The sequence below is a fragment of the Rothia sp. HMSC064D08 genome (assembly GCF_001809525.1).
Lineage (GTDB): Bacteria > Actinomycetota > Actinomycetes > Actinomycetales > Micrococcaceae > Rothia > Rothia dentocariosa.
The window spans coordinates 476096-500313 of the sequence record NZ_KV797895.1; the positions used below are offsets into that span (position 1 = coordinate 476096).

General features: G+C 54.7%; 17 protein-coding genes. 7 read left to right on the forward strand and 10 right to left on the reverse strand.

Annotated features, from left to right (window positions below; translation table 11 throughout):
• Nucleotides 1-87 precede the first annotated feature (87 nt).
• The 5 genes from HMPREF2625_RS04385 to HMPREF2625_RS04405 all read left to right on the forward strand — a co-directional run bounded on the left by HMPREF2625_RS04385 (nt 88) and on the right by HMPREF2625_RS04405 (nt 7803).
• Nucleotides 88-1167 (forward strand): LLM class flavin-dependent oxidoreductase, encoded by a 1080-nt coding sequence (locus tag HMPREF2625_RS04385; RefSeq protein WP_210394370.1) that lies wholly within the window; start codon nt 88-90, stop codon nt 1165-1167.
• A gap of 139 nt (nt 1168-1306) precedes the next feature.
• Nucleotides 1307-3034 carry a DUF7059 domain-containing protein gene (locus HMPREF2625_RS04390; protein ID WP_070522185.1) on the forward strand — a complete coding sequence of 576 codons (1728 nt, stop codon included), beginning with the start codon at nt 1307-1309 and terminating at the stop codon, nt 3032-3034.
• A gap of 98 nt (nt 3035-3132) precedes the next feature.
• Nucleotides 3133-3570 (forward strand): pyridoxamine 5'-phosphate oxidase family protein, encoded by a 438-nt coding sequence (locus tag HMPREF2625_RS04395; protein WP_238382334.1) that lies wholly within the window; start codon nt 3133-3135, stop codon nt 3568-3570.
• Between the two features lie 216 nt (nt 3571-3786).
• A complete protein-coding gene (topA, locus tag HMPREF2625_RS04400) occupies nt 3787-6588 on the forward strand; it encodes a type I DNA topoisomerase (RefSeq protein WP_070522188.1) in 2802 nt (933 codons plus the stop codon).
• A gap of 243 nt (nt 6589-6831) precedes the next feature.
• Nucleotides 6832-7803: a Ppx/GppA phosphatase family protein gene (locus tag HMPREF2625_RS04405; RefSeq protein WP_048754217.1), complete on the forward strand. Its 972-nt coding sequence runs from the start codon at nt 6832-6834 to the stop codon at nt 7801-7803.
• 31 nt (nt 7804-7834) lie between these two features.
• Here HMPREF2625_RS04405 and rhuM read toward each other — a convergent pair whose 3' ends face one another.
• Nucleotides 7835-8800: a virulence RhuM family protein/type II toxin-antitoxin system death-on-curing family toxin gene (gene rhuM, locus HMPREF2625_RS04410; protein WP_070522191.1), complete on the reverse strand. Its 966-nt coding sequence runs from the start codon at nt 8798-8800 to the stop codon at nt 7835-7837.
• A 176-nt stretch (nt 8801-8976) separates the two neighbouring features.
• Here rhuM and HMPREF2625_RS04415 point away from each other — a divergent pair, with 176 nt between their 5' ends.
• Nucleotides 8977-9540 carry an SMI1/KNR4 family protein gene (locus HMPREF2625_RS04415; RefSeq protein WP_070522194.1) on the forward strand — a complete coding sequence of 188 codons (564 nt, stop codon included), beginning with the start codon at nt 8977-8979 and terminating at the stop codon, nt 9538-9540.
• Between the two features lie 224 nt (nt 9541-9764).
• Here HMPREF2625_RS04415 and HMPREF2625_RS04420 read toward each other — a convergent pair whose 3' ends face one another.
• The 9 genes from HMPREF2625_RS04420 to HMPREF2625_RS04460 form a co-directional block, all read right to left on the reverse strand.
• Complete coding sequence (locus HMPREF2625_RS04420) at nt 9765-11789, reverse strand: pentapeptide repeat-containing protein (RefSeq protein WP_246826659.1); 2025 nt, start codon at nt 11787-11789, stop codon at nt 9765-9767.
• Nucleotides 11790-11866: 77 nt separating this feature from the next.
• On the reverse strand, nt 11867-13138 hold the full coding sequence (locus HMPREF2625_RS04425; protein WP_070522197.1) for a hypothetical protein: 1272 nt from the start codon (nt 13136-13138) through the stop codon (nt 11867-11869).
• A 126-nt stretch (nt 13139-13264) separates the two neighbouring features.
• Complete coding sequence (locus HMPREF2625_RS04430; protein ID WP_141745413.1) at nt 13265-14998, reverse strand: hypothetical protein; 1734 nt, start codon at nt 14996-14998, stop codon at nt 13265-13267.
• Between the two features lie 85 nt (nt 14999-15083).
• Nucleotides 15084-16544: a hypothetical protein gene (locus HMPREF2625_RS04435; RefSeq protein ID WP_070522203.1), complete on the reverse strand. Its 1461-nt coding sequence runs from the start codon at nt 16542-16544 to the stop codon at nt 15084-15086.
• A 184-nt stretch (nt 16545-16728) separates the two neighbouring features.
• Nucleotides 16729-18546: a pentapeptide repeat-containing protein gene (locus HMPREF2625_RS04440; RefSeq protein WP_070522205.1), complete on the reverse strand. Its 1818-nt coding sequence runs from the start codon at nt 18544-18546 to the stop codon at nt 16729-16731.
• A gap of 388 nt (nt 18547-18934) precedes the next feature.
• On the reverse strand, nt 18935-19423 hold the full coding sequence (locus tag HMPREF2625_RS04445) for a hypothetical protein (RefSeq protein WP_070522208.1): 489 nt from the start codon (nt 19421-19423) through the stop codon (nt 18935-18937).
• A gap of 433 nt (nt 19424-19856) precedes the next feature.
• On the reverse strand, nt 19857-21212 hold the full coding sequence (locus HMPREF2625_RS04450) for a hypothetical protein (protein ID WP_070522211.1): 1356 nt from the start codon (nt 21210-21212) through the stop codon (nt 19857-19859).
• Between the two features lie 80 nt (nt 21213-21292).
• A complete protein-coding gene (locus tag HMPREF2625_RS04455) occupies nt 21293-21490 on the reverse strand; it encodes a hypothetical protein (RefSeq protein ID WP_041321543.1) in 198 nt (65 codons plus the stop codon).
• 291 nt (nt 21491-21781) lie between these two features.
• Entirely contained in the window at nt 21782-23152 is a 1371-nt protein-coding gene (locus HMPREF2625_RS04460; protein ID WP_070522214.1) for a chloride channel protein, read from the reverse strand.
• 159 nt (nt 23153-23311) lie between these two features.
• Here HMPREF2625_RS04460 and proC point away from each other — a divergent pair, with 159 nt between their 5' ends.
• Nucleotides 23312-24160: a pyrroline-5-carboxylate reductase gene (proC, locus tag HMPREF2625_RS04465; protein WP_070522217.1), complete on the forward strand. Its 849-nt coding sequence runs from the start codon at nt 23312-23314 to the stop codon at nt 24158-24160.
• Nucleotides 24161-24218 lie beyond the last annotated feature (58 nt).

Below are 24218 nucleotides of genomic sequence, written 5' to 3' on the forward strand. Positions count from 1 at the left end.
AAGCTTGTTCTGTAAAGTAAATAATTGTATGCTGAATGCTCATACACGAGGAAATGCCCCTTGTAGGGCAATACGAAAGGCATAACAATGAACGCATCAGACACTCAGAAAACCGAACTTGCGGTACAAAATCTTGAACCACAGCCGGGCACAGAGAAAAAACTTGGTTTTCTTTCTTTTGGGCACTGGGCCGAAATTCCCGGTTCGCGCGTGAACAGCGCATCCGAATCTTTGCACCAGGCTATCGATTTGGCGGTAGGCGCCGAAGACATTGGCCTAGACGGTGCTTTCTTCCGCGTGCACCATTTCGATCAGCAGCAGGCAACCCCGTACCCGCTTCTGTCTGCTATCGCCGCTAAAACCAGCCGCATTGAGCTTGGTACCGGCGTGATCGACATGCGCTACGAGAACCCGCTGTACATGGCGGAACTCGCCGCAATGGCCGATTTGATTTCTGCCGGGCGCCTGCAGCTGGGTGTCTCACGCGGCTCGCCCGAATCCGTTATCCGCGGTTTCGAGAGCTTCGGCTATTACCCCGCCGAGGGTGAAGATGAGAGTGCGATGGCACGCCGCCACCTCGACATCTTCATGAAGGCAATCCAAGGCGAAGGCATGGCACCCTCCGCGCAGGTGCAGGGCAAGTACGCCCCCGTGCAGCCGCAGTCACCCGGCCTGAGCGAGCGCATCTGGTGGGGCGCGGGAACTGACAGCACCGCCGTGTGGACCGCACAGCAGGGGCTAAATCTCATGTCTTCAACGCTGATGCTCGAAGATAAAGGTGTGCCTTTCGATCAGCAGCAGGCGGAGCAGATTCGCCTCTACCGCGAGGAATGGGTCAAGGCAGGGCATACCCGCGTGCCGCGCGTTTCGGTCTCGCGTTCGGTGATCCCCATTATTGATGCCGATTCGGCGCGTTATTTTGGTCGCCGCGCGCAGGAAGATTCGCAGGATTATACCGGTATTATCGACAATACTTTCTCGCGGTTTGGGCGCAGCTACATTGGTGAACCTGACCTGATTGCCGAGGAACTCGCTCGTGATGCTGCCGTTCAGGCGGCAGATACCGTGCTGCTGACCGTGCCGAATCAGCTGGGTGTGGACTTCAACCTGCGGATGCTCGAATCCATTGTGAAGGACATCAAACCCGCGCTGACGGTAAAGGCATAGCGGAGTTCCGTTCCCGCAAGATCGAGTGGGAATAACGCGAGCAGGTGGTTTTGGTACGAGCAGGTAGTATTTTCCTACCTGCTCGTACCAAAACCACCTGCTCGCGGCGTTAAGAAACGGGGCGCTTAGAATGGGGAGTATGGCTGATGAACTGTACTCCTGCATCCCCGACACCCCCATAAGCGACGATACCGCCCGGCTTGAGCGCATCCGAGGCGCCCTTGAAAGGCTTAACTACAGCTACGACGGGGTGCGTGAACTGCTGGGGGAGCGCGCTTTTGAGGCGATGGCGCGCGACCAGGTTGTGCCCGGCACCTGGCGGGTACAGAACATCCTTGATGATGCACACACCACCGACCCCGACCGCTGCCTGGCGCGCATGATCGGGTTTTTCCTGTTCGCACGCACCCTAACCCGCGCGGAACTTGCCGATGCGCTCGGCGGCGAACCCGCGCTGAACGACCTGATCGCGGCACACCTCGTGGAACCGGCGGAGTCAGAAAATACCTGCACCCCCGAGAACCCCGGCGAAGAACCGCAGTACCGCGCCGTGTTTGACCTGCGCCCGCATTCGGCTGATGACGGCACCGAGCTGTGGGTGGCCTCTGATTTGGGGGCGCATCAGCGACCTGGGGTGCTGCGCAAAGATCACGTGCTGGGTATTGGGCAGGCGTCTCTGACTCTGGCGCAGATTACCGAGCGCATCCCCGTGGCGCGCGCCCTTGACGTGGGTACCGGCTGCGGTATTCAGACCTTCCACCTGCTCGCCCACGCAGACCACGTGACGGCCACCGATATTTCGCCGCGCGCCCTCGCTTTCGCCCGATTTAACCTGCTGTTGAACGCTCCGGCCCTGAAACTCGACCCGCAGAACCTTGAAGCCCGCGTCAGCCTTCGACAAGGCTCTTTGCTGGAGCCCGTGGCGGGGGAGCAGTTCGACCTTGTGGTCTCAAACCCGCCGTTCGTCATTACCCCGCGCCGCGCAAACGAAAGCAGCGACGACCAGTTTACATACCGCGACGGCGGGCTGCCCGGTGACGATATTGTCAGCACACTCATTCGGCGCATCCCCGAGGTTCTGGTGCCCGGCGGGCGCGCCCAGATGCTCGGCAACTGGGAAATTCACCGCGACAGTACAGGCGAGGCGCAGCCCTGGGATGCGCGCCTGCGCACCTGGTTCGCCGAATCCGCCACCGGTACCCCGAGCGAGGCGTGGGTAATTCAGCGCGAAGTGCTCACCCCCGAATCCTATGCGGAAACCTGGCTCAAAGACGCGAGTGAAAACCGCGACCGCGACCACTACGAGAACACCTATCGTGCCTATCTCGACGACTTTAAAAACCGGAACGTTCATTCTATTGGGTTCGGGATGCTCTGGCTCCGCCGCCCGGCACACACCACCGAAACCGCGCCCCTGAACCGGTTCGAAGACATCACCTACCCCATAGCCCAGCCCATCGCGCAAAGCATCACCGAGGCCGTGGCACGCTTCGACCGCCTCACCGCCCTGACCGATCAGGCGCTCGCCGAAGCCCACCTCGTTCTCGCCGAAGACGTGACCGAAGAACGCCACGGCCGCCCCGGCGCCGAGCATCCAAACGTAATTCTGCTGCGTGCCGGATCCGGGCTGTGCCGCACAATCCTGCTCTCAACCGAAACCGCCGGGTTCGTCTCCGCATGTGACGGCGAGCTGAGCATCGGGCAGATTCTGGGGGCGCTCGCCGTGCTTCTCGGCTGGGAAGACTACACGCCGGATGCGCGCGCCGCCTTCGGCACCGAGAACGCGCATCCGCGCGATACCCTGCTGGTCGCTATTCGAGAACTCATCGAAAAAAGCTTTCTGCACTTCGCAGACGAAAACAGCTAATCCCCCAGCACCCCAGTGGCGGACCTATAAAACACGCCTTACCGCGCCGAACATCACAAATTTCGGCACGAAGAAACCCCTACACTAAAAGAATGACTATGCAAGACACCCCAGATACCACCAAGAAAATGAGCGCCGAAGATTGCTGGGCGCGCCTGCAGGCCAACAACTTAGGGCGACTTGTGCTCACCGACGGCAACTTCGTAGACGTGCTGCCGGTCCTCTACGGGGTAGCCGACCACGAAATCTACCTGCGCACCACCCGCGGCGACCGTTTCTCCGCCGTGGTTATGAGCCGCCGCGTCTCCTTTGAAATCGACGAGGAACTAGAGAACGGCATCCGCTCCGTGATCGTGCAGGGCGTGGCGCACTGGCTGCCACCCGAAATGACCCCGCCGCTCGTGCACACTTTCGGCCTGCGCCACTACGAAAGCGGGCACCTTATGCAGTGGGTGCGCATTGTGCCGCGCAAAGTGTACGGGCGCGAATACCCGCTTCTTCCCGCCCAGGGCGAAGGGTATTTTCCGTACAACTAATTTCGCCCGCCAGCTCGCCTAAGGCCCATATCTGCGGTTGCCAACTCGATACAGACGTGCATAATAACTGGTATCGTTGCATCCACACCCTTAATCCAAACACAAGCTGTAAAACGTGATAAGACACATGCGTGATAAGCGCACCTAATAGGCGTAACCGCCAGAATGTGCGCTATTGTTGTATCGCATCTACACCATACAAATATGAGGAGAGCCGTGCCCACCAAGGCTAAGAACGGAAAAGCGCTGCTGATCGTTGAGTCCCCATCGAAGGTGAAGACTATCAGCGGTTATTTAGGCAACGAATTTCTGGTGGATTCGTCCATGGGACATATTCGTGACCTGCCGCAGCCTTCCGAACTGCCCGAAAACCTGAAAAAGGGCCCGGTCGGCAAGTTCGCGGTCAATATCGACGACGATTTTGACCCCTACTATGTGGTTAACCCCGACAAAAAGAAAAAAGTCGCCGAACTCAAACGCAAACTCAAAGACGTTGACGCCCTCTACCTCGCAACCGATGGTGACCGCGAAGGTGAAGCGATCGCCTGGCACCTCAAAGAGGTTCTGAAACCCAAGGTTCCCGTCTACCGCATGACCTTCCCCGAAATCACCCGCGAAGCCATTGAACGCGCCTTCGGGGAACTGCGCGATATTGACCTGCACCTAGTCGATGCTCAAGAAACCCGCCGTATTCTTGACCGTATCTACGGTTACGAAATCTCACCCGTACTGTGGCGCAAGGTTGGTCGCGGCCTATCCGCGGGTCGCGTGCAGTCCGTGGCAACCCGCCTTGTTGTTGAACGCGAACGCGAACGCATGGCCTTCGTCGCCGCCAACTACTGGGATCTAACCGGACATTTCATCACCACCAGCAACGAGGGGTTTGACGCCAAACTTGTGGCGGTCGACGGCACCCGAGTTGCCACCGGCAAAGACTTCGCCGACGACGGCACCCTCACCTCCACCAAGGTCACCCACCTCTCAGAGGCGGATGCGCGTACCCTCGCCGAAGCCCTCACCGCCGCACCCTTCTCGGTGCGCTCGGTCGAAACCAAACCCTATAAACGCCGCCCCGCAGCGCCGTTCACCACCTCAACCCTGCAGCAGGAGGCGGCGCGCAAGCTGCGCTTCTCATCGCGCGTAACCATGCAGGTTGCCCAGCGCCTCTACGAGAGCGGCTACATCACCTACATGCGTACCGACTCGGTGGCACTCTCAGACCAGGCCGTGAAGGCGGCACGCCGCCAAGCATCCGAACTCTACGGCACCGAATACGTGCCCTCCGCGCCGCGCACCTACGCCTCCAAGAGCAAAAACGCGCAGGAAGCGCACGAAGCAATCCGCCCCGCAGGCGACGCCTTCCGCACCCCCGACGCCGTGCGCGGCACGCTCTCCAACGACGAATACCGGCTGTACGAGCTGATCTGGAAGCGTACCATCGCCTCGCAGATGGCAGACGCCACCGGCTCGACCGCATCCGTGCGGCTAGGGGCAACCGCATCCAACGGGCGCGATGCCGAGTTCGCAGCATCCGGCACCGTCATCACCTTCCGCGGCTTCCTCGCCGCCTATGAGGAAGGCGTAGACGCAACCCGCCTGGCAGAACGCGACGCCAAGAACGCTGAGAAACGCCTGCCCGCGCTCGCGCAGGGCGACTCGCTCACCGCCGAAAAACTCGAAGCCGCCGGGCATGAGACCCTGCCCCCGCCCCGCTACACTGAGGCTTCGCTCGTGAAAACTCTTGACGAGCTGGGCATTGGGCGCCCCTCCACCTACGCCGCCGTGATTTCAACGATTATGGATCGTGGCTATGTGCAGGTGCGTTCCGGTTCGCTCGTGCCTTCGTGGACTGCGTTCTCGGTGGTGCGCCTGCTCGAAACCAGCTTCGGTCCCTACGTGAACTACGAGTTCACCGCGCAGATGGAAGAAGACCTTGACCGCATTGCCCGCGGCGAAGAATCGCGCGTGGAGTGGCTGGGCGACTTCTACTTCGGCGGCGGGGTGCAGAAGAAACGCGGGCTCAAGCCGATCGTGGATAATCTGGGCGATATTGATGCTCGCGATATTAACTCGATTCGCATTGCTGACGGCATTGTGCTGCGCGTGGGTAAATTCGGCCCCTACCTTGAGGCCGAAGGTACCGTCAATACCGAAACCGGTGAGGTTTCTGACCCCGTGCGCGCTAACGTTCCCACCGATTTGGCACCCGACGAGCTGACCGCCGAGAAAGCGAAAGAGCTGCTTGAGCAGGGCAAATCCGATGGGCGTGTGCTCGGCACCGACCCCGCCTCTGGGAACCAGATTATTGCCCGCGACGGGCGCTACGGCCCCTACGTCACCGAAGTTATCGAAGAGATGACGGAGGAGCAGATTCAGGCGTACCTGGATGCGCAGCCCACCGAATACTACAAGAACGGCAAACCCAAGCCGAAGAAGAAGCCCAAGCCCGCTAAGCCGCGCACCGCATCGCTCTTCAAATCTATGGATTTGGCGACTGTAACCCTAGAGGATGCGCTCAAACTCATGAGCTTGCCGCGCGTGCTCGGTACCGATGCTGAAGGCAACGAAATCACCGTGCAGAACGGGCGGTTCGGCCCGTACCTGAAGAAGGGCACCGACTCGCGGTCGATTGGTTCTGAGGAAGAAATCTTCACGATCACCCTTGAACAGGCGCTCGATATTTATGCGCAGCCTAAACAGCGCGGGCGCGCCGCCGCTAAGCCCCCGCTCGCCGAACTTGGTGTAGACCCGAACAGCGAAAAGAATATTGTGGTCAAAGACGGACGATTCGGGCCGTACATTACCGACGGCGTTACCAACATTACGGTGCCGCGCTCGGAAACCATCGAATCGCTCACCCATGAGCGCGCCGTCGAACTGCTCGCCGAAAAGCGTGCCAAGGGGCCTGCGAAGCGTAAGACTGCGGCGAAGAAGACGACCGCCAAGAAGAGCGCCGCGAAGAAAACAACCGCTAAAAAGTCCACTACTGCAAAGAAGACTGCGGCTAAGAAGGACTAGTCTTTTCTTCTTCCCAACAATACGGATGCGCTGCTCACGAAAGTGTGGGCTACGTATCCGTATTGTTGCGCTTGGCAAGATTTACATGGATGCGCGACTTGCGCTCCCTAACCTGTGCGTCCATGTGTGACGGGCGAACCCGCGCAGACCCGGCGGTGGATTGCGCGCATCATGCGGCGACTTGTGCCACACTTAATGAAGTTGTACGTTATCCCGGCGGTGGCTGGGGGATAGGAGCGCGCCGTGCGCCTCGGTGTTCTTGATGTTGGCTCAAATACTGTTCACCTGCTGTTGCTTGACGGCCACCCGGGCGCCCGCCCCGAGCCGTACGCTTCGCATAAGATTCCGCTGCAGCTGGTGCAGTATTTGACACCTTCGGGCGATATTTCTGATGAAGGCCGCGCCGCGCTGACCGAGTTCGTGAAATCTGCGCGCGATTTCGCCATTGAGAATAACGCCGAAGACCTGCTCGCCTTCGCGACCTCCGCTATTCGTGAGGCCGGTAATGGTGCCGAGGTTTTGCAGTATGTGCGGTTGAAGACCGGCGTGAGTTTGAGCGAGATTTCGGGCGATCAAGAGGCCGCTATCACCTATTTCGCGGTGCGCCGCTGGCAGGGGTGGGGTGCGGGGCGCATCCTGAATTTTGATATTGGGGGAGGGTCTTTCGAGTTCTCCACAGGCACGGATGCCCTGCCGGATGCGGCAATGTCGGTTCCGTTGGGCGCTGGCCGCCTGACCCGCGAGTTCTTTGATGAGCAGCCCCCTTCGCCGAAGCAGACGAAACGGCTGCGCAGGTATGTGCGCGAGCAGATTGAGCCGGTGGCGCAGCGGTTGCTGGCATTTGGCGAGCCGAACATGGTGGTGGGCACCTCGAAGACGTTCCGTTCGCTGGCGCGTATTTGCGGGGCGGCACCGTATTCTGCGGGGCCGCATGTGAAGCGTGAGATGCATGTGACGGATTTGCGCCTGTGGACTCGCCGCATGGAGGCTATGGCTCCCGCCGAGCGCGCTGACCTGCCCGGTGTTTCCCGGATGCGCGCCGACCAGGTTCTCGCCGGTGCAATGGCGGCTGAGGCTGCGATGGAAACCTTTGGTATCGAAACGATGCGCGTCTCACCTTGGGCTCTGCGCGAAGGTTTAATCTTGAGGCGCCTGGAACACCTAGCGGAAGGTACGAGTACGCCGCTGGACCCGAAGACTTTGGTAGGGGAGTAGAGACGCACTTAGCGGGTCAGGGATGCAGAGGCTAATGCGCAACCGGGCTAATGAGCCGTTCCACGAGGGCTACCATAAGGTCCTTTTCTTTCGGGTTGCTCATGGCGACCATTAGGGTCATCGCTGCTAAGGCGTTGTTGGAGACAAGCGGCGTGCCATCCGCCGAAAATAGCAGGTTATTCCGGGATAAAAACTCAATGAACAGGGCTGCTGCGCTGCGCTTATTACCGTCAACCAGTGGGTGGTCTTTGACCATAAGGTACAGTAAATTCGCTGCCTTTTGTTCGGTGGTTTGGTAGAGATCCTGGCCCGCGAAGCTCTGGTAGATGGTAGCGACGACCGACTTGAGCTTATCTCCGTTTTCGAGTCCGAAAAGCCTATCCTGCGGGAACTCGCTGCGCGCACGAGCAATAATCGCCTGCGCATCGGCATGCGTGAGATGCCACACCGGCGCGTTCCCGGTGGACTCGCTATCAGAAAGTGTGCCTTCGTCGTAGTCACGCAGGGTCTGCAGGCTCGGTATATAGGCTGAGAGCACTTCACCAGTACCAGCCACGAGGTGGTTATCTGCCCGCGCCATGACCTCTACAATCTGCCCGAGCTGCTCAAGCCGCTGCTGGTTAATGCTGTACCCCTGCACCAGGTATTCCCTCAGGCGTTTGGTGGCCCAGATACGGAACTGCGTGGCCGTCGCTGACTTGACCCGGTATCCCACGGAGATAATGGCATCCAGGTTGTAGTGCTCAACACTTCGCGTTACATTGCGCGTACCTTCGTGTCGAACTATCCGGAATTTCCGGATAGTTGCCTCTTTCTCCAGCTCACCGCTAGAAAATACGTTGGACAGGTGCTCGCTGATGGTACGCACATCTACATCGAATAGCTCGGCCATCTGCCGTTGGCTCAACCACACAGTTTCGCCTTCTAGGCGAACATCAATAGCGGGTTGATCGGCATGTGGCTGGTAGATAATGATGGAGTTATTAAATTCGTTCATGTGACAAGAGTTACGGTGGATATGTGTTTCCATTATGGCATGAATTCAGCCGGAATTAATGGGCATAGTCCACCCATAACTTTAGGACCGCTGGGAGAGAAACAGCGTGCAGTGGCTTGTCCGAAGGTTTTGCGCTGACTTGTGAACCCGGACTATATCTATCTTGAGGAGTTTTTGTGCCTATCTATAAGCCTGAAGAATACCCGAGCGTAATCGAGCGTATTAAGGCTAAAGTCGCTCAGAAGAATATCGACCTGGGGCCTACCGTTTCGGAGGCAGACATTATTGCTTTTGAGCGTGCCTGCAACACCCGCCTGCCGCAGGCGTACAGGCTTTTTCTGCTGGGGGTTGGGGACGGCTGGAACGACCCGGAGACGGAGAGTATCAGCGCCAGTCCCATTCACCGGCTCGCAGAGATTGAGCGCAAAGACCTTTCCCTCCCCATGACGCTCACGGACGGCTGGGTTTGGGAGGATGAGGAGGACGAAGAGCAGCTTAGCGACGAGTCCTTTGAGCGTAAGCTGGGGAACCAGGGTGTTGAGCTCATGGATGAGGGGTGCGGCATGACCTATGAGCTGATTACCGCCGGGCCGTGCGCCGGTGAGGTGTGGAGCTTCTCGGATGTGGGTGTTAGCCCCTGCTGTGAGCGCCAGGACTTCCTGGGCTGGTTTGAGCTCTGGCTAGACAGCGACGGCGACCCTGACTATTTCAAGGATTATGTCTACGAAGAAGACGAATAGCATATGCCGCAGGGGTTTATCGGGCCCTGTGTGAGAGCCTGGTTTTGATACGGCTGGTGGGGCACCTGATGGAGGTACTAGTATGCCGCTGAACCTGAAAAATTTGGCAGGGGAGTAAGGACGAGCAGCTACATAAGCCGCCAGTATTTTGTGTATTAGGGAGAGCCGTGGAGTGTTGGAGACAGCTATTAAAGAATAGCTGTCCCCAAAACCCTACAGATTGATTAGCTCTCCGTATTTTCTGCTGCTACGTCCTCTACTTTCACCGTGGTAGCTTCCTCCCGCCATTCATGGAGTTCTTCGATAAGAGACCGCAACTTTTTCGAGAGCTCTGCCTTATCTTTGGGATCTTTCACCTCAAAAAGTTCATCATTTATTTTTTTTATTCCTTGGAATTTACCTTCAAGATATTCCTTCTGCTCTGAAGTAAGGAATTTACAGCCAAGGGGTAAGCCTTCAATGCCACGGTAAATGGGGTAGCCCCTGCCGTTTTCGACTGTGAAATCATTGTCAGGTGGACCAAAAAGTGTGTTTTTGCGGTTTGTCTCGTCATAGAACTGAGGGGTGCAGTCTGTGAAGCGAGAAAAGCTATTGATGTCTCCGTCTTCGCCAAAATAAGTTCCCTGATAAAAGATAGACCTGCTAAAGTCAGCCTCGCCTTTGTAGGTGGAGCCGCGGAAGTCAGCCCAACCCTTGTAGATGGAGCCTTCGAAGTTAGCCTCTTTCCGGTAGGTGGAGCCGCCGAAGTCAGCCCAATCCTTGTAGATGGAGCCTTCGAAGTTAGCTCCGCCTCTGTAGGTGGAGTTGCGGAAGTTAGCCCCACCTTTGTAGGTGGAGCCGCGGAAGTTAGCCCAGCCCTTGTAGATGGAACGGCCGAAGTCAGCCCCGCCCTTGTAGGTGGAGCCGCCGAAGTAAGCCCAGCCCTTGTAGATGGAACGGCCGAAGTAAGCCCAGCCCTTGTAGATGGAGCCTTCGAAGTTAGCCTCTTTCCGGTAGGTGGAGCCGCCGAAGTCAGCCCAGCCCTTGTAGATGGAACGGCCGAAGTAAGCCCAACCCTTGTAGATGGAGTTGCGGAAGTCAGCCCGACCCTTGTAGATAGAGCCGCTAAAGTCAGCCCGACCCTTGTAGATAGAGCCGCCGAAGTAAGCCCAACCCTTGTAGATGGAGTTGCGGAAGTCAGCCCGACCCTTGTAGATAGAGCCGCTGAAATTAATAGGTTTTGCGTAGTAAGAGTTCGTAAGGTCTATTGGGTAAAAGAAGGTGCTTCCCGAGAAATCGTATTCAAAGTCTGACCACGCCCTCGGTGTGTTTTTGTCAGAGTCTTGTAGACGGTCGTGAATTTCTTTAATAATTCCTAGACGAACGTCTGTTTCAGAATCTAATGTTGCTTTGTCTGCATAGAATTTTTCTTTTTTACCTTTATATATTCCCTTAGGCGTGGGGTTGGCTTTAGATAACTCATCATAATGAGAAGCAAGAGTGAATGGGGAACGAATATAGGCACAGAGGTTATTGATAATAACCTGTCCTTCTTTGAGTCTGTTCTCATACTTTCTTATAGACTCTTCTTCGAGCCATTCGTCCACAAGTCCAACGAGTGTATATACGCCACCCATACGGACGGAGGATTTTTCATCGCCCAGCTGTTCTATCGCTTTGGTATACCGTTCTCGGCGTTCTGCTTTACGTTCCTTAAAAGCATTCGCTTCAAACTGTTCCTTTTGTTGAATAAGCACATTTTCTTGATGTGACCGAAGATTCTCGGCAGCTTCACGGTCGTTATCATTTTTTCGGCGAGTCTCACCGAGCGCAATAAGACCAATAAGTCCACCTGTTGCTAGAAGAATTGCTTGTCGGAGCGCCGCCGCTCCTCCAGAAGTAACGCTTCCTTCTTCTAAACCCATGACGGCAGGTAGTAGGAACGCATATGAGCCACCCACTATGCCACTAGAAAGAATACGCGAGTGGAACCAGCGAGGATCATTATCTTTCTTGAAGATTGGGCAAAATATTAGAGCAAGATAGCCACCAGTTAGGATAATCAAAACCAATGCTAAATACACTTGCAGCTGATGCTCAAAACGACAACCGCATGCCCACACAATAGCCCAGATAGTGCTTAGCAAGGCTTCTGCTACAAGAGTGCTACCAGCGATCCAGTCAATAGCACGCCATTTCCCCTTCTGTGAAGTATCCGGCGTAGTGCCCTGTTCTAACGTAGCCTCTACATCCTCGCGTTCTTTAGGCATCGACTATCTATTCCTCATGAGTGAGCGATTTATTCCTTTTCTACCCTACCGTAGATAAGCCCATCCATGCAGGAAATTTAGCTGCTAAGCGGCAGGGTAGTAACGTCCTTCCGGCAGGTTCGTAGCTCTTCGCTGAACCACTCCAACTTCTCCTGAAGCTCTCGCCGCTCTTGTGGGACCTGCGAGTCACGAAGAGAAGTTCGCGCCTTGTACACCTCCCGGAACTTTGTCGCAAGATAGTCTGCCTGTCCTGTAGATAGAAAACCGCATCCCAGAGGAAGACCGTCAGATCCGAGAGCTATAGAGTAACCGCTATCTTCAACCACAAAATCATTGCTGGATGAGCCAAATAACGTTGCCCGCGCATTCTTTTCAGCAACAAAACAGGGTGCGCTCTGAACAAACCGCGAAGGATACGGTTCCCCGAAAAAATCGGTACCAAAATTCAAAGTACCGCAGAAAACAGACCCGTACAGGGAAACCTCGCCGTCAAAGACTGAATCACTCACAAAAACTGGGCCTCGGTAGATCGAGCCGTCGATTCCTGCCTCGCCCCCATAAGTAGAGCTATAGAATAAAACCTCATCGTAGTAGAGAGACTGATCGAAGAAGACCGAACCACCGTAAACAGAATCGTGGAAGGAAACCTCACCATAGTAAACAGACCAGCTGAAACGCGCCGAATCATGGTACGTAGATCCGCTCCACTGGGCTTCGCCAAAATAGGTTGAGTTGTTGAAGAAAACCCAATCGTAGTACGTAGAATCGCAAAAATAGGCGCTTCGTTCATAAGTAGAACCGCTGAACTCGGCGCTGGCATAGTACGTGCACCCGTTGAAATCAACGGAATTCTGATACCAGGAATCCTTCATATCAACCGGGTAGAAGAAAACACTATTCGAGAAATCGTACTCAAATCCAGACCAAGGGCCTTCTACATAACTCCTTCTGTCACCCTGAAGAAAATGGCGCAACCGGCGGTGAATTTCCTGCAAACCCTGCTGACGAACCTTTGCTTCTGCCAAAAGCTCTGCTCTGTGTACGGAAAACTCTTGGTGGTTCTCTCGATAGCTGCCGTGAGGGCTGGGCTTATCCTGCGAGAGCTCATCGTACCGAAACGCAAGCTCAAAAGGGGAGCGGATATAGGCGCAGAGAACATCTACGATGCGCTGGCCCTCTAGGTGCTTTTCTTCCGCCTGTAAAGCTTGGTCGGCAAGGTATTCATCTGCCAGCGCCACGAGTGCGTGCACCGCGCCCAGCCGTGTGTACGAGTGGGCAGAGTCAAGCAATTCGACGGCTTTCAGAAATCGCTCCTGCCGTGAGGTTTTTAAAGTTGACGTATTATTCATGAGACTAGAAATTTTTTCGTGAGGGCTAGATATATACACTCCTACACTAATCTACAACCTCTTTATTTCATGGTGAATCTCAAAATCTTGAGATACAACCTAAGATTCCTTTTGTGTACACTTGACTTACTCGATGTCTGGACATGTGGCTGTGAGATCATCTTTCCTGCTATCCATCCACCCACATATGGATTGCAGGTCCTCTAGAGACATCTTTGGGAATGATGGTAGATTTTTTATAGAATCAAATATTTTATGGAATAGATAGTTAATTTCCTTTTTCTGTTCTCGGGTCACAGGGGTGCATGAAGTGGGTAATTTTGATGAATTTAGAATTATGTTATAAGGGCTATCTGTGCGGGCGTGAAAAGTATTGTTTTTAGCATTAAATAATGTAGTATATTGTACATATTCAAGATCTATCGCAAATAGAGGAGGCTCAACATTGTAGGTGGAAAATTCAAAATATGCAGATTTATGAAATATTGATCCATAAAAATTCACCCAACTATCATAAGTTGATGAACCGAACCTGACTTCCTTAGCATAAGTGGACATCCTAAAATCAGAACCTTTATGATATTTTGAATACCTGAAATTGGCATAACCAGTATACAGTGAGGAATTGAAGTAGGCATTACCGTGGTAGGTTGAATATTTAAAGTTAACTGAGCCAAGGTAGTATGAATCATTAAAATCTACACTATTTTTATACACTGACTCACCAAAATCAATAGAACCACAATAAAGTGATTTTCTAAATGATGCTTTTCTTTCGTAATTTGATTTTTTGAAATTTCCTCCACCGTAATATAGGGATTCGATAAAGTGTGCATAATTCATATAAGTAGAACCTTCAAAATTGACCTCTTTGTAGTATGAAGATCCACTAAAATCAACGCTTCCTCTGTATGTAGAGTAGCTGAAATTGGTTTCTTCTTTATATGTAGAGCTATTGAAGTTAATTGATTTATTATAGTGCGCCCCACTAAGGTCTACAGGGTAAAAGAAATTTATTCTTGAAAGATCGTAGTTAAAATCTGACCATGCTCCTCCAAGGTTCTCATTGTTACTATCCGGGGAGCTCTGTAGATGTTCGCGAATTTTTTGTATAATACTTATGCGAACAGCTTTTTCCGCCTTAAAACTTTCTTGATCTTCGTAAAAATTTTGGTGATATTTATCCTCCTGGTAACTTCCATTAGGATCATTTTGTGATAGCTCCTTATATTTTGACTCTAAAGTGAATGAAGAGCGTATGTAGGTGCATAGAACATTTATGATAACTTGACCTTCCTCAAGCCGCTTTTGATAATCTAAGTATTTTTCTTTAAGCCACTCGTCTATAAGGTCGGCAAGAGCATGAACTCCCCCTAGGCGAACGTGTGCGTTTTTGTCCCAAAGTTTTTCTACGCCATCTATATACTTTTTACGCCTATTATCCTGACGGATAGTGAAAGAATCTTCGGTAGATTTATGAATATTCTCTTCTAAGATTTTTATGCGAATTTTTTGGGAGTTAATGTATCTTTTTTGTTGCTTTAGATTTAACAGTAGCAACCCAAAAATTATGGCAAAGGTAATGCAGATTATCGTAATCCGTAGAGATAATTGTGCCTGCATTGTAGAGAGTAGCATATCACCAGATAGATTCGACGTTGAGTATATCCATTCAAGCGCAATATATATACATAATAAACTGATTATCATTATAGTAGCTATGAGAAACAATATATGTGATCTTATAGATTTGTGGCTGGGAGGAGTAGGGGTTTCCCTTACAGGGGTAGAACTTGTAGAGTTATATTTCTCTACCATAATATGGTGAGTTCCTAACGACTTGGTGATTTCTTTCTGCATTCTACCCTACCGTATCTTTCGGGTACGCCACAGGATTTTCTAGTTGCTGGTTAGTACATTCGTTGCCATCTCGTGAACAACAAACTTAGGGAGTCTCAGGGGTCATATGCTCCCAGAACCATGCATCCCAAGCAGCCTCTGTATCGCCAGAGGATGGGGTATCCGGTGCACTCATGGGACGATCCGCTAACCCTTCACCAACTTGAGTTGCCGAATCTCGCCACACCAGTACATCCGTGAGGAAATTCCGAAGCCTTCCGCGCAATTCCTTGCGTTCACCTGCATCTCCGGTCTGGCGCATCTCTTCTAGAATCTGCGAAAGTTCCTGCTCATGCTCGGCAAGATACTCCACTTCGGCAGAACTCATAAACCAGCAACCAAGCGGAAGCCCCGAAGCTTCAGCCTCCACACCAGCAAAAGTGTTCTGATCAGACCCAAAAATAGAAGCCACATCATCCTCGTTCGTGCCCGAAACGAAGAGCGGTTCTTGGGCGTAATCACATGCCCCCGCATCGACTGTCTGGGCATATATAGACCCCAGATAACGAACCATACCGCAGTATGAAGACCCGCTGAAATCGCTCTGGTCTGCATACACGGAAAAACCGAAATCCGCATTTCCTCGATAAACAGATTGGTGGAATATTGCCGCTCCGCCATAGAAAGAGTTCTCAAAAATAGCCTGTTGCCTATAATGCGAAGAACTGAAATCACAGCCCGCACGGTACATCGAGGCACTAAAATCGGCAGAACCGCTATACGAAGAATCGGTAAAACCCGCCCAACCATCAAAGACGGAACCCTTGAAGCTCGCCGTTTCACCGTAGGCGCTTCCCATAAAATCGTTAGCGCCGTGATAGAGCGAACCCGAAAAATCGGCATCCCCAGCGTAATACGAGCCGTTAAAAGCCGTGTCCTCATGGTAATTAGAGCGACACAACAGGGCACCCTGCGCGAAGAATGAGCCGCTAAACTGCACCCGTGAAAAATACGTACACCCCGCAAAATTCGCGGTCTCACCCCAGAAAGTCCGTACAAAATCAACCGGGTAAAAGAACACACTACCCGAAAAATCATACGTAAACCCAGACCAGCTCCCCGGAACAACGCAATCGTGCTCTGGGTATCCACGAGGAAACTCCGCTACACCACCAGCCAAGGACCACCGCATACGATCGCTGATCTTCTCGATAAGTGTCTGCCGAATATGCGCCTCCTCCCGGAAAGCCGAACGGTCGGTGCTGAATTTCTCAGGCGAGTCAGCGTAAAATCCGGTCGGTTCCTCTTTGGTCAGCTCGTAGTAGTGCGAAGTGAGTTCAAAAGGGGCGCGGATATAAGCGCAGAGAACATCTACGATGCGTTGGCCCTCTGTGCGCTTTTCTTCCGCCAATAAGGATTCATCGGTAAGGTATTCATCTGCCAGCGCCACGAGTGCGTGCACCGCGCCCAGCCGTGTGTACGAGTGTGCGGAGTCGAGCAATTCGACGGCTTTTAGGTAACGCTCCTGCCGTGAAGTATTCAGTGTATTCTCGTCTCCGGTGGTCATGGCGGGTGGCTCCTTGCGTGGTGGTTGGGGCGTGCCCCTTCACCCTACCGTATCCTTGCTCGCTGCCTACAGATTTCAGCCACTAAAAAAGGCTCTTTATCCGAATAAAGAGGCGAAAAGTACGCTTTATTCGAATAAAGAGCCTTTTTATGCAGGACGCGCAAGAGATAGGGGAGAGAACCCCCTAAACCCCTACCTGCTGGCGGTCTTGCTCCTGCAGCGGGATCGTCGTGATTTTCTCGCGCCAGGCGTGCAGTTCCTCAACGGTAGACTTCAGCCTGCCCGAAAGTTCCTTGGTCAGACCCAGCTTATCGGTGCTGCGCGCATCGTCGCCGTGAAGATGCTGGGTGATCTCCTGCAGCTCCCCGTTTTTATGCGCCAAATACTGCCGATGCTCCACAGCCAGCGGCGGGCACTCGCTCGGCAGCCCGGATGCACCGGTATCGATAGCGTAGCCCTGCCCCAGAGAGAAGACATTCTCCGTCGGTGCGAAGAACGAAATGTACTGCGCCCACGCCTCAACATTCATGAAAGCGGGTGCCGCGTCGGTAAAGACAGAACCCTGGAAGGTTACCGCATTACCATACACGGAACCCCTAAAGAGCGCCTTGTCGGCATACGTCGAGTTCTGGAACCCCGCCAGACCGTAGTACAGCGAACTCGTGTAATTCGCCCACTTGCCGTACACCGAACCCTGAAAATCAGCCCAACCGTTATAAACAGACCGGCGGAAATACACATCGCCACCGTAACGGCAGTGATTGAAATGCACGTCGTCCGTGTAGACAGACCCGCTGAAATCCGCCCGATGATAGGTGCAGTCGCCAAAACTTGCCACCCGCGTGTACACGCAGTTATGAAAGTTCGCCTGATTATGATAAACGGAGTTGTTGAAGGTCACGGTACCGGTGTAGACGGAGTTATGGAAGTTCGCCTGATTATGGTAGTCAGAGCGGCTGAAATCCACCGCGCCAAGGTACGTTGAGTTACGGAACACCGCCCAGTTGCGGTACGTGGAATTCACGAAAGTTACCGCCTCATGGTACGTAGACCCGCTAAAGTTCGCCTGATCCAGGTACAGGTTGCCGCTAAAGTCTGCGGTGCTGCGGTATACGGAATCGTTCAACGATGCCGCGCCGTGGTACGAAGACCCACTAAAGTTTGCGTGCGCCAGATAGGTAGAACCGCGGAAATCCGCCCAGTTACGGTAGATCGTGCCGCTAAAATCGGCTTCGTACCTGTAGGTGCACCCGCTGAAATCGGCGGTCTTATTGAAGAAGACTCGGCTGAACTCGATGGGGTAGAAGAAGGTGCTTCCCGAAAAATCATATTCAAAGTTCGTCCACGGGCCGTCCTGGTAGCCGCCTGCATCCGAGGGGGCGCGCAGACGGTCACGAATCTGCTGCATCAGGCCGAAACGCAGCTCAGCTTCTTCGCGCAGAAGGGCACTCTTCGCGTGAAATGCGCCGTGCGTAAGCTCCAGGGCGTGCGGGTCAAAAATCGGCGGAGACTGAATGTACCCGCTGATCTTATTGACGATGCGCTGCCCCTCCTTATTGCTGTCTTCGTAGCTTAAAGTTTCGTCCTCAAGGCATTTATCGACGAGCGCAAGCAGGGTATAGAGACTTTTCTGCCGCGTTTTCGCCTGCTGATCCTCAAGCTGAGCGGTAGCTTGCTGGTAGATAGACTCGCGTTCTGCGCGTGTAACGCCAAAAATATCAACGCTTTTGTGGGCGACCGTCGCCACGCTTGTCCGGTTCCGGCGGGCGAATATGATGAGTGCGAGAACTGTGAGCATACCGCCGATCGCATACAGCACAAGTGAGAGAGTGGTTTGTTTGGTGAGGAATGGAATAATAATTGCGGCTATTACGCAGAGAATCGCACATATAAGAATTGACCAGGCGATAGGTCTGGCAGTCCGCGGCTTAGAAGGTTCTAAAAGTGGCGGTTCTGTAATGCTTTGTATGCGTGACTCTGCGTTGAGGCGGTGGTCGTCCATGACGGGGCTCCTTGTGGCGAGTGGGTGTCTAATGCCGTACTTGTCGTAGAGCTAGTCTTCAGCAGGAATTTTACACCTTTAAGTTGAATCTGAGACACCCCACGCCACATAAACAGTGTTTCAATATTCCGTGACAAGGCGTTATTTTGGTAACACTGCACTTAACAGGTGGAGCTTTTACCCGCTCTTATGCGCTGTTACGCGCGAGAATATGCGGGGTATCTAAAATCCAGAAGCGAAGACCGTGTTCCCCATGCAATTTTTCGCTATCGCTTTGGTATCGCTGCGAAAAGTTTTGGACAGAGAGTGAGCACCCGACGGAAGAACGAACGTCGGGTGCTCACTAGGGAGGTGCTCTCACTGACACTGTGCGAGGGTCTGGAGGGGTCTACCCATCCCTCCGTACCGCGTGCATGTAAAACGTCAAGCACGCCACAAACTCAAGGGGCACGATCGTGAGCGTCCACAGCGCATCCAGCGCCAGGTTACCGCTCGTGAGCAGCCGGAACCACAGCGGAGAAACCGCCACACACAGTACCGCGCCTAAAGCATTGACGGACCGCACCAGCCCGGTGCCCATCCGAAAATTGAAGCACACGTTCGCAACAATATGCCCCAGCGCGTATACCAGAATGAACTGCCCCATCGGGTGGAACAGTATGTGGCTCCAGTCGCTAGTCAAATCGCCACTCACCAGAAGCGCGAAGAACGTCATCACATACGGGAGTACCATAAACAGAACGCGTACCGTGTACCCCACGGATGCCAACGTATGCCTGAAGGTAACCTCACCCGAGCCACGCTGCGGGATGCCGTGCGCACGCTCAATACCACCTAGGGCGGTGTACGCTCCCGCAGATGCTGCTCGTGTGCTCATGATTCCCCCAAAATATGGTTCGCAAGCATGTCTGGTGTATAGGTTGAGTTTCTATACTATGCCTTTGCGGCATTAAAAACCCTCATACTCAGGGATGATTTATCAAAACTTAATGTTCGTAAGCTAAATACAGCTCAGATATACACATGTTCAACCGAGGGTTTGAAGGCGTTATACCGGGGAAGAAGCACGAGTGTCTAGTAAACAAGGCATGACGTCACAGTCTGTAACAAATCGGCCGATTAGGCAGGTTTTTCTAGGACTAGAAGTGTCTGCAGTCCTTTGACGGGGTACACAGGCATTTAGTCCCAAACCGTGCCAGCCGATAGTTTTCCGCCGTAGAGTCTGGCATTTTCACAAGGGTGTATACAAAAGTCGGATGCGCCAGGATCGTACCCGGCGCATCCGACCTTAGATTAGGGGGAGCGATCGCCTATTCGCGCGCTAACCTCTCGGGTTCAACGTCGTCCTTCGGCTGCTCGATAATCGAGCGAGCCGAAGCAATAATCACGCTCAGAATAATATCCGCCATGATGAAGATATAGGCCCCGGCTGAAGAATCTTCACCCGACCAGCCAGCATAGACGATCGCCGTGACGATCAGCAGAATAATACCCAATCCGGCGCTAATTCCATTCAGGATGCGCATGCCCTTCGTAGACTTCGAGCGCACCGCGAAAATGCACGCCGCAATCTGCACGAGCATATACACTGCGCCGCCGTAGCCGAGCATCATGTTGAAGGTTCCGCCGCCACCAAAGCCGAAGCCATACATCACCAGGCATGCGGCAAGCAGAACGGTACGAATCGCGGTTACCGTAACAATGGTCTTGAGCTCGCGCGAACGTTTCTGCTCGGGGGTTTTCTCGGCACCCGCAGGCACCGCCCCTGTAGTTGCGGCTATCTGACCGCTTGCCGGTGCCCCGACCGATACCGCTGGGGTGTTCGCCGTAATGATCGGAATTGCGGATGCGGGCATGGTGTCTTCATACACCTTCTTAGCCCCGGTTTTCTCTGTGGAAGCCTGTGCCTCGGATGCGGCGGAGTCGGCAGGTGTACTAGACCCGCGCTCTGCCCGAGCGGCAGACATCGTATCGGCGATGGACGGGAATGCGCCCTGTTCCTGGGCCTGGGCGGGAAGCTGGCGGGTCCTCACGTCTTCCGCGTCGCCAGCCTCGTCAGCATCCGGGCGCGAGATGGACTGCGGAATGTTATCGGCAGGTTCAGCCTCCGGTGCCTCCGCGTGTGCGACGGCGGGTTCAGGAGCCTCAGAATCCTGTGGTTTCTCCGAAAGATATGAGCTTAGCGGGCCCTGCTCAGGTCGGCTCTGTACCGGCAGCTGACGGGTCTGCGTATTTTCGTGGTGAACAGCCTCGTCAGCGTCCGGGCGCGAAATGCTCTGGGGAAGCGCCTCCGCAGGGGTGTTCGTATCGATCTCAACGGCGGCGGGTTGAGCGCTCTCGGCCTCGGCAGGCTGGGGCTTTGAGGTCTGTGAGCCCCACGGTGTGGACTGGGTAGCGTGAGCGCTCTCGGTCGGGGAATCCTCGGCAGGTTTCTGAGCGGACTCTTGAGTCTTCGCGTCTTGCGGATCCTGCGCTGCCTGCGAGGTCTGGGTGTGCGCATCCGGCCCGGCATCCTGAGGGGGCAGCGAGTTTTGGGCAGGTGATTCTTCCTGCGCGTGCTGCACAGTCGTCGAAGTCTGAGAGCGTCGAGGATTGCTGAAAGGCGCACCTCCCTGGTGGTGCGAATCCTGTATGCGCTCAGAGGTATGAGGATTCTTATCGCTCATCGTGTCTCCCTCGGATGCTGTGGCTGGTGTTAAAGTCTGTGGGCAGGTGTTGAGCCGGTGCGGGCGGGGTGGTTTTCCGCCTAGAAAATCCAGCGGGTGCTAGGCACCGGTAAGAGCTCAGCTAAGGCGCGGTTAGCGGTATGGCTAGGCTGCGAACTGGAATTTCGCGGGATAACCTCTGCAATAGTACCCAAAACGGGCACGAGTTGCCTAAACACCCCGGAAATATTGGGCTCTTTAAGGATAGCGAGAGATATCTCCAAGTCAGCGTACAACACGAAGTTACCTTGCACAACACCATATGTATAGTCGAGCTTGAGTCTGCAGTCGGATGCGCGGCAGGCACCCTCTTTCGGGTGTGTGTATAGCCCGGAAAACCCGGCGAATCTTCGCCCGCAGTACTGTAGTTATGAAACCGACGGCGGGTAGAAGAAGCTGAACACACCTAAAATAGATGCACTGTAAAGTAAATTATTATAGTCGCATCCACGCAAGAAACCCGTGCATGCCACCTGTGCGACACGCGTAAAGCACGCGAAATTCCCTTACAGGTGCTCAGCCAGCCGATCTTAACGCTGGCCAGGCGTTACGGTCTGCGGGGTGCGCTGTGTTTTGTTGCCCAGGCGCATCCACAGGTATTTGACACCCCATGCCACCCCGACCGCTACCGCGAAAGGCGCATACGCCTGCCAGTCTTGCCCGGCGAACCCGAGAATTAGGGCGCAGGCGCTTAGCGGGGCGTTCATCGACAGGCTCAGGAAAGTGACTGCGCCCAGCAGCCCGGCGGTCCCGAGAAGTTCTGATGCATGAAGCGCTCCCGCGCCCGGTTGAGGCTGAGTCAGCGTCGGGAATACGAGGATTAGAGTGCCTGTAAGCACGAAACCGCAGGCGGAACCCAAGGCTAACCCCGGTGTGAGCGTGCCTCCGTAGGCACCGTTGCGCAGGCTCGCCACCACCAGGATCGCTTTGGCTGCCAGCAGTGCGAGAGCATAGAGAAGCGCCTGGCTTAAGGTGGCCGTGTCAAGCCTGCCGGAGTCCGAAGATAAACCGGATGCGGCATCGAAAATATGCTGGGTCAGCGGTCGGCCGTTTCCCAGAATCTCCGGCAGGAAAATCGAGGTCACCGCCACCAACGCAAGTACCAGAGGAAGCCGCCAGAGCACGTTCCGATTCGTGGTCTTGCGGCTCTCTGCGCGTTGAGACGCCGCCCGGAACCACAGCGCCAGGGGAGTGATAGCCAGACCAAGAACAACCGCGAGCAGCAGCGATTCACCGGTGGTCTGCAGCTGCGGGACGGGGTAGGTGGGCGCATCCGGAATCACCAGATGCGCGGTGCAGGTTGCCACAAAAATCAGGATCGCACCCGTGAAAATATTGCGCAGTGACAGGGCTAAACCGAGAGCCTCAAACAGGAAAACAAAACCGCCCACCGGAACCTGATACATAGCCGCTAAACCCGCCGCCGCAGCCGAGGCTACCAACACCGGGCGCACGGTCTGCGGGATGCGCATCAGATCCGCCAGACGCCCAGCAAACAGTGCGCCCAGCTCGCGCGGGGCAACCTCTTTACCCACCGGTGCACCCGCACCCACGGCCACAATCTGAGTGAGGCTGTGCAGGGTTTGCCGTAGAAATCCCGGGCGGCGCTCCTGCGGAGTTTCGCCGCGAATCTGCGCTTTAACAGACGCCAGCTTAGTGCGCCGCTGAAGTAAAAACCAGATGATGGAGACCACCGCGCCCACCGCGATCAACACCAGCACACGTCGAACGGTATCGCTGTGATCCGTCACGATCGGATGCTCCGCCTCCGTATGCCCGAACGTGACCTCCTGCATGATATCCAGGAGGTAGTGCAGAATAATCGCCCCGCCACCGGTGGCCGCGCCAACCAGCACGGTGCACAGCAGAAGGTGGGCACAGCGAATCAGACGTGTTTTCATCGTTTTACATTCTAGTCGCGAACCGCAACCCTTTTTTGTATCGGAATACAGGCGGAGAACAGTCGGATCCGGTGTTGGATTGTATGCTAGATAACAAACCCTGTGGTGCGGGCGGCATGCGCCCCGCGACACGAACGAAGCAAACAGTAAGGATCGAAGATGACCGAATATATAGCATTCCTCGGCACCGGCTCCATGAACGGTTCCATCGCAGCCGGGCTCATCGAGGGCGGGTACCCCGCAGAAGCTATCCGCGCCACCGTGCGCAGCAAAAACTCCATAGACCGCTTGCGCCATCAGTTGGGTCCTAAAGGGCGAGATGCCGTCGTGATCGGGTGCGAGCTCAAACCCGAAGCCAACTGTGAGGCGGTCAGCGGCGCATCCGTAGTGCTTCTGGGGGTTAAACCCTATGGAATCGTCGAGCTGGCGCGCGAAATTTCGCCCGCCCTCGCCCCGGATGCACTCGTCATTTCGGTGGCGGCAGGAGTCACCCTTGATACGCTGCAGAAGGCTCTTCCTGCGGGGCAGCCGGTGATCCGCTGCATGCCCAATACGCCCTCAAGCGTGGGTAAAGGCGTGCTGGCGATCTCTGTGAGTGAGGCAGTGACTGAGAAGCAGCTTGCGCTCGCCGAGAAGATCCTAGAGACCGTAGGCCTAGTAGTGCAGGTGCGAGAAGATCAGATGGATGCTGTCACCGCCGTTTCGGGATCCGGCCCCGCCTACGGGTTCCTGCTGGCGGAGACTATGGCGAGTGCCGGTGTGAAGCTCGGTCTGGATGAAGAGACCGCACAGAGGCTCGCATCCGCAACGATTGCGGGAGCAGGGTACCTGCTGGATAGTAACCCGGATGCCGCCGCCCTGCGTAAGGCTGTTACCAGCCCGAACGGAACCACTGAGCGCGCTATCAATACCTTTATTGACAAGGGACTTTTCGATCTCACTGAGGATGCTATGCGCGCCTGCGCCGCCCGCTCTGCAGAGCTGAGCGAACAGTACACGGCTGACTAGCCCCCGCCTCCTGCCTACTCCCTACATAAAAAGAACCTTTATTTGAATAAAGGCTCTT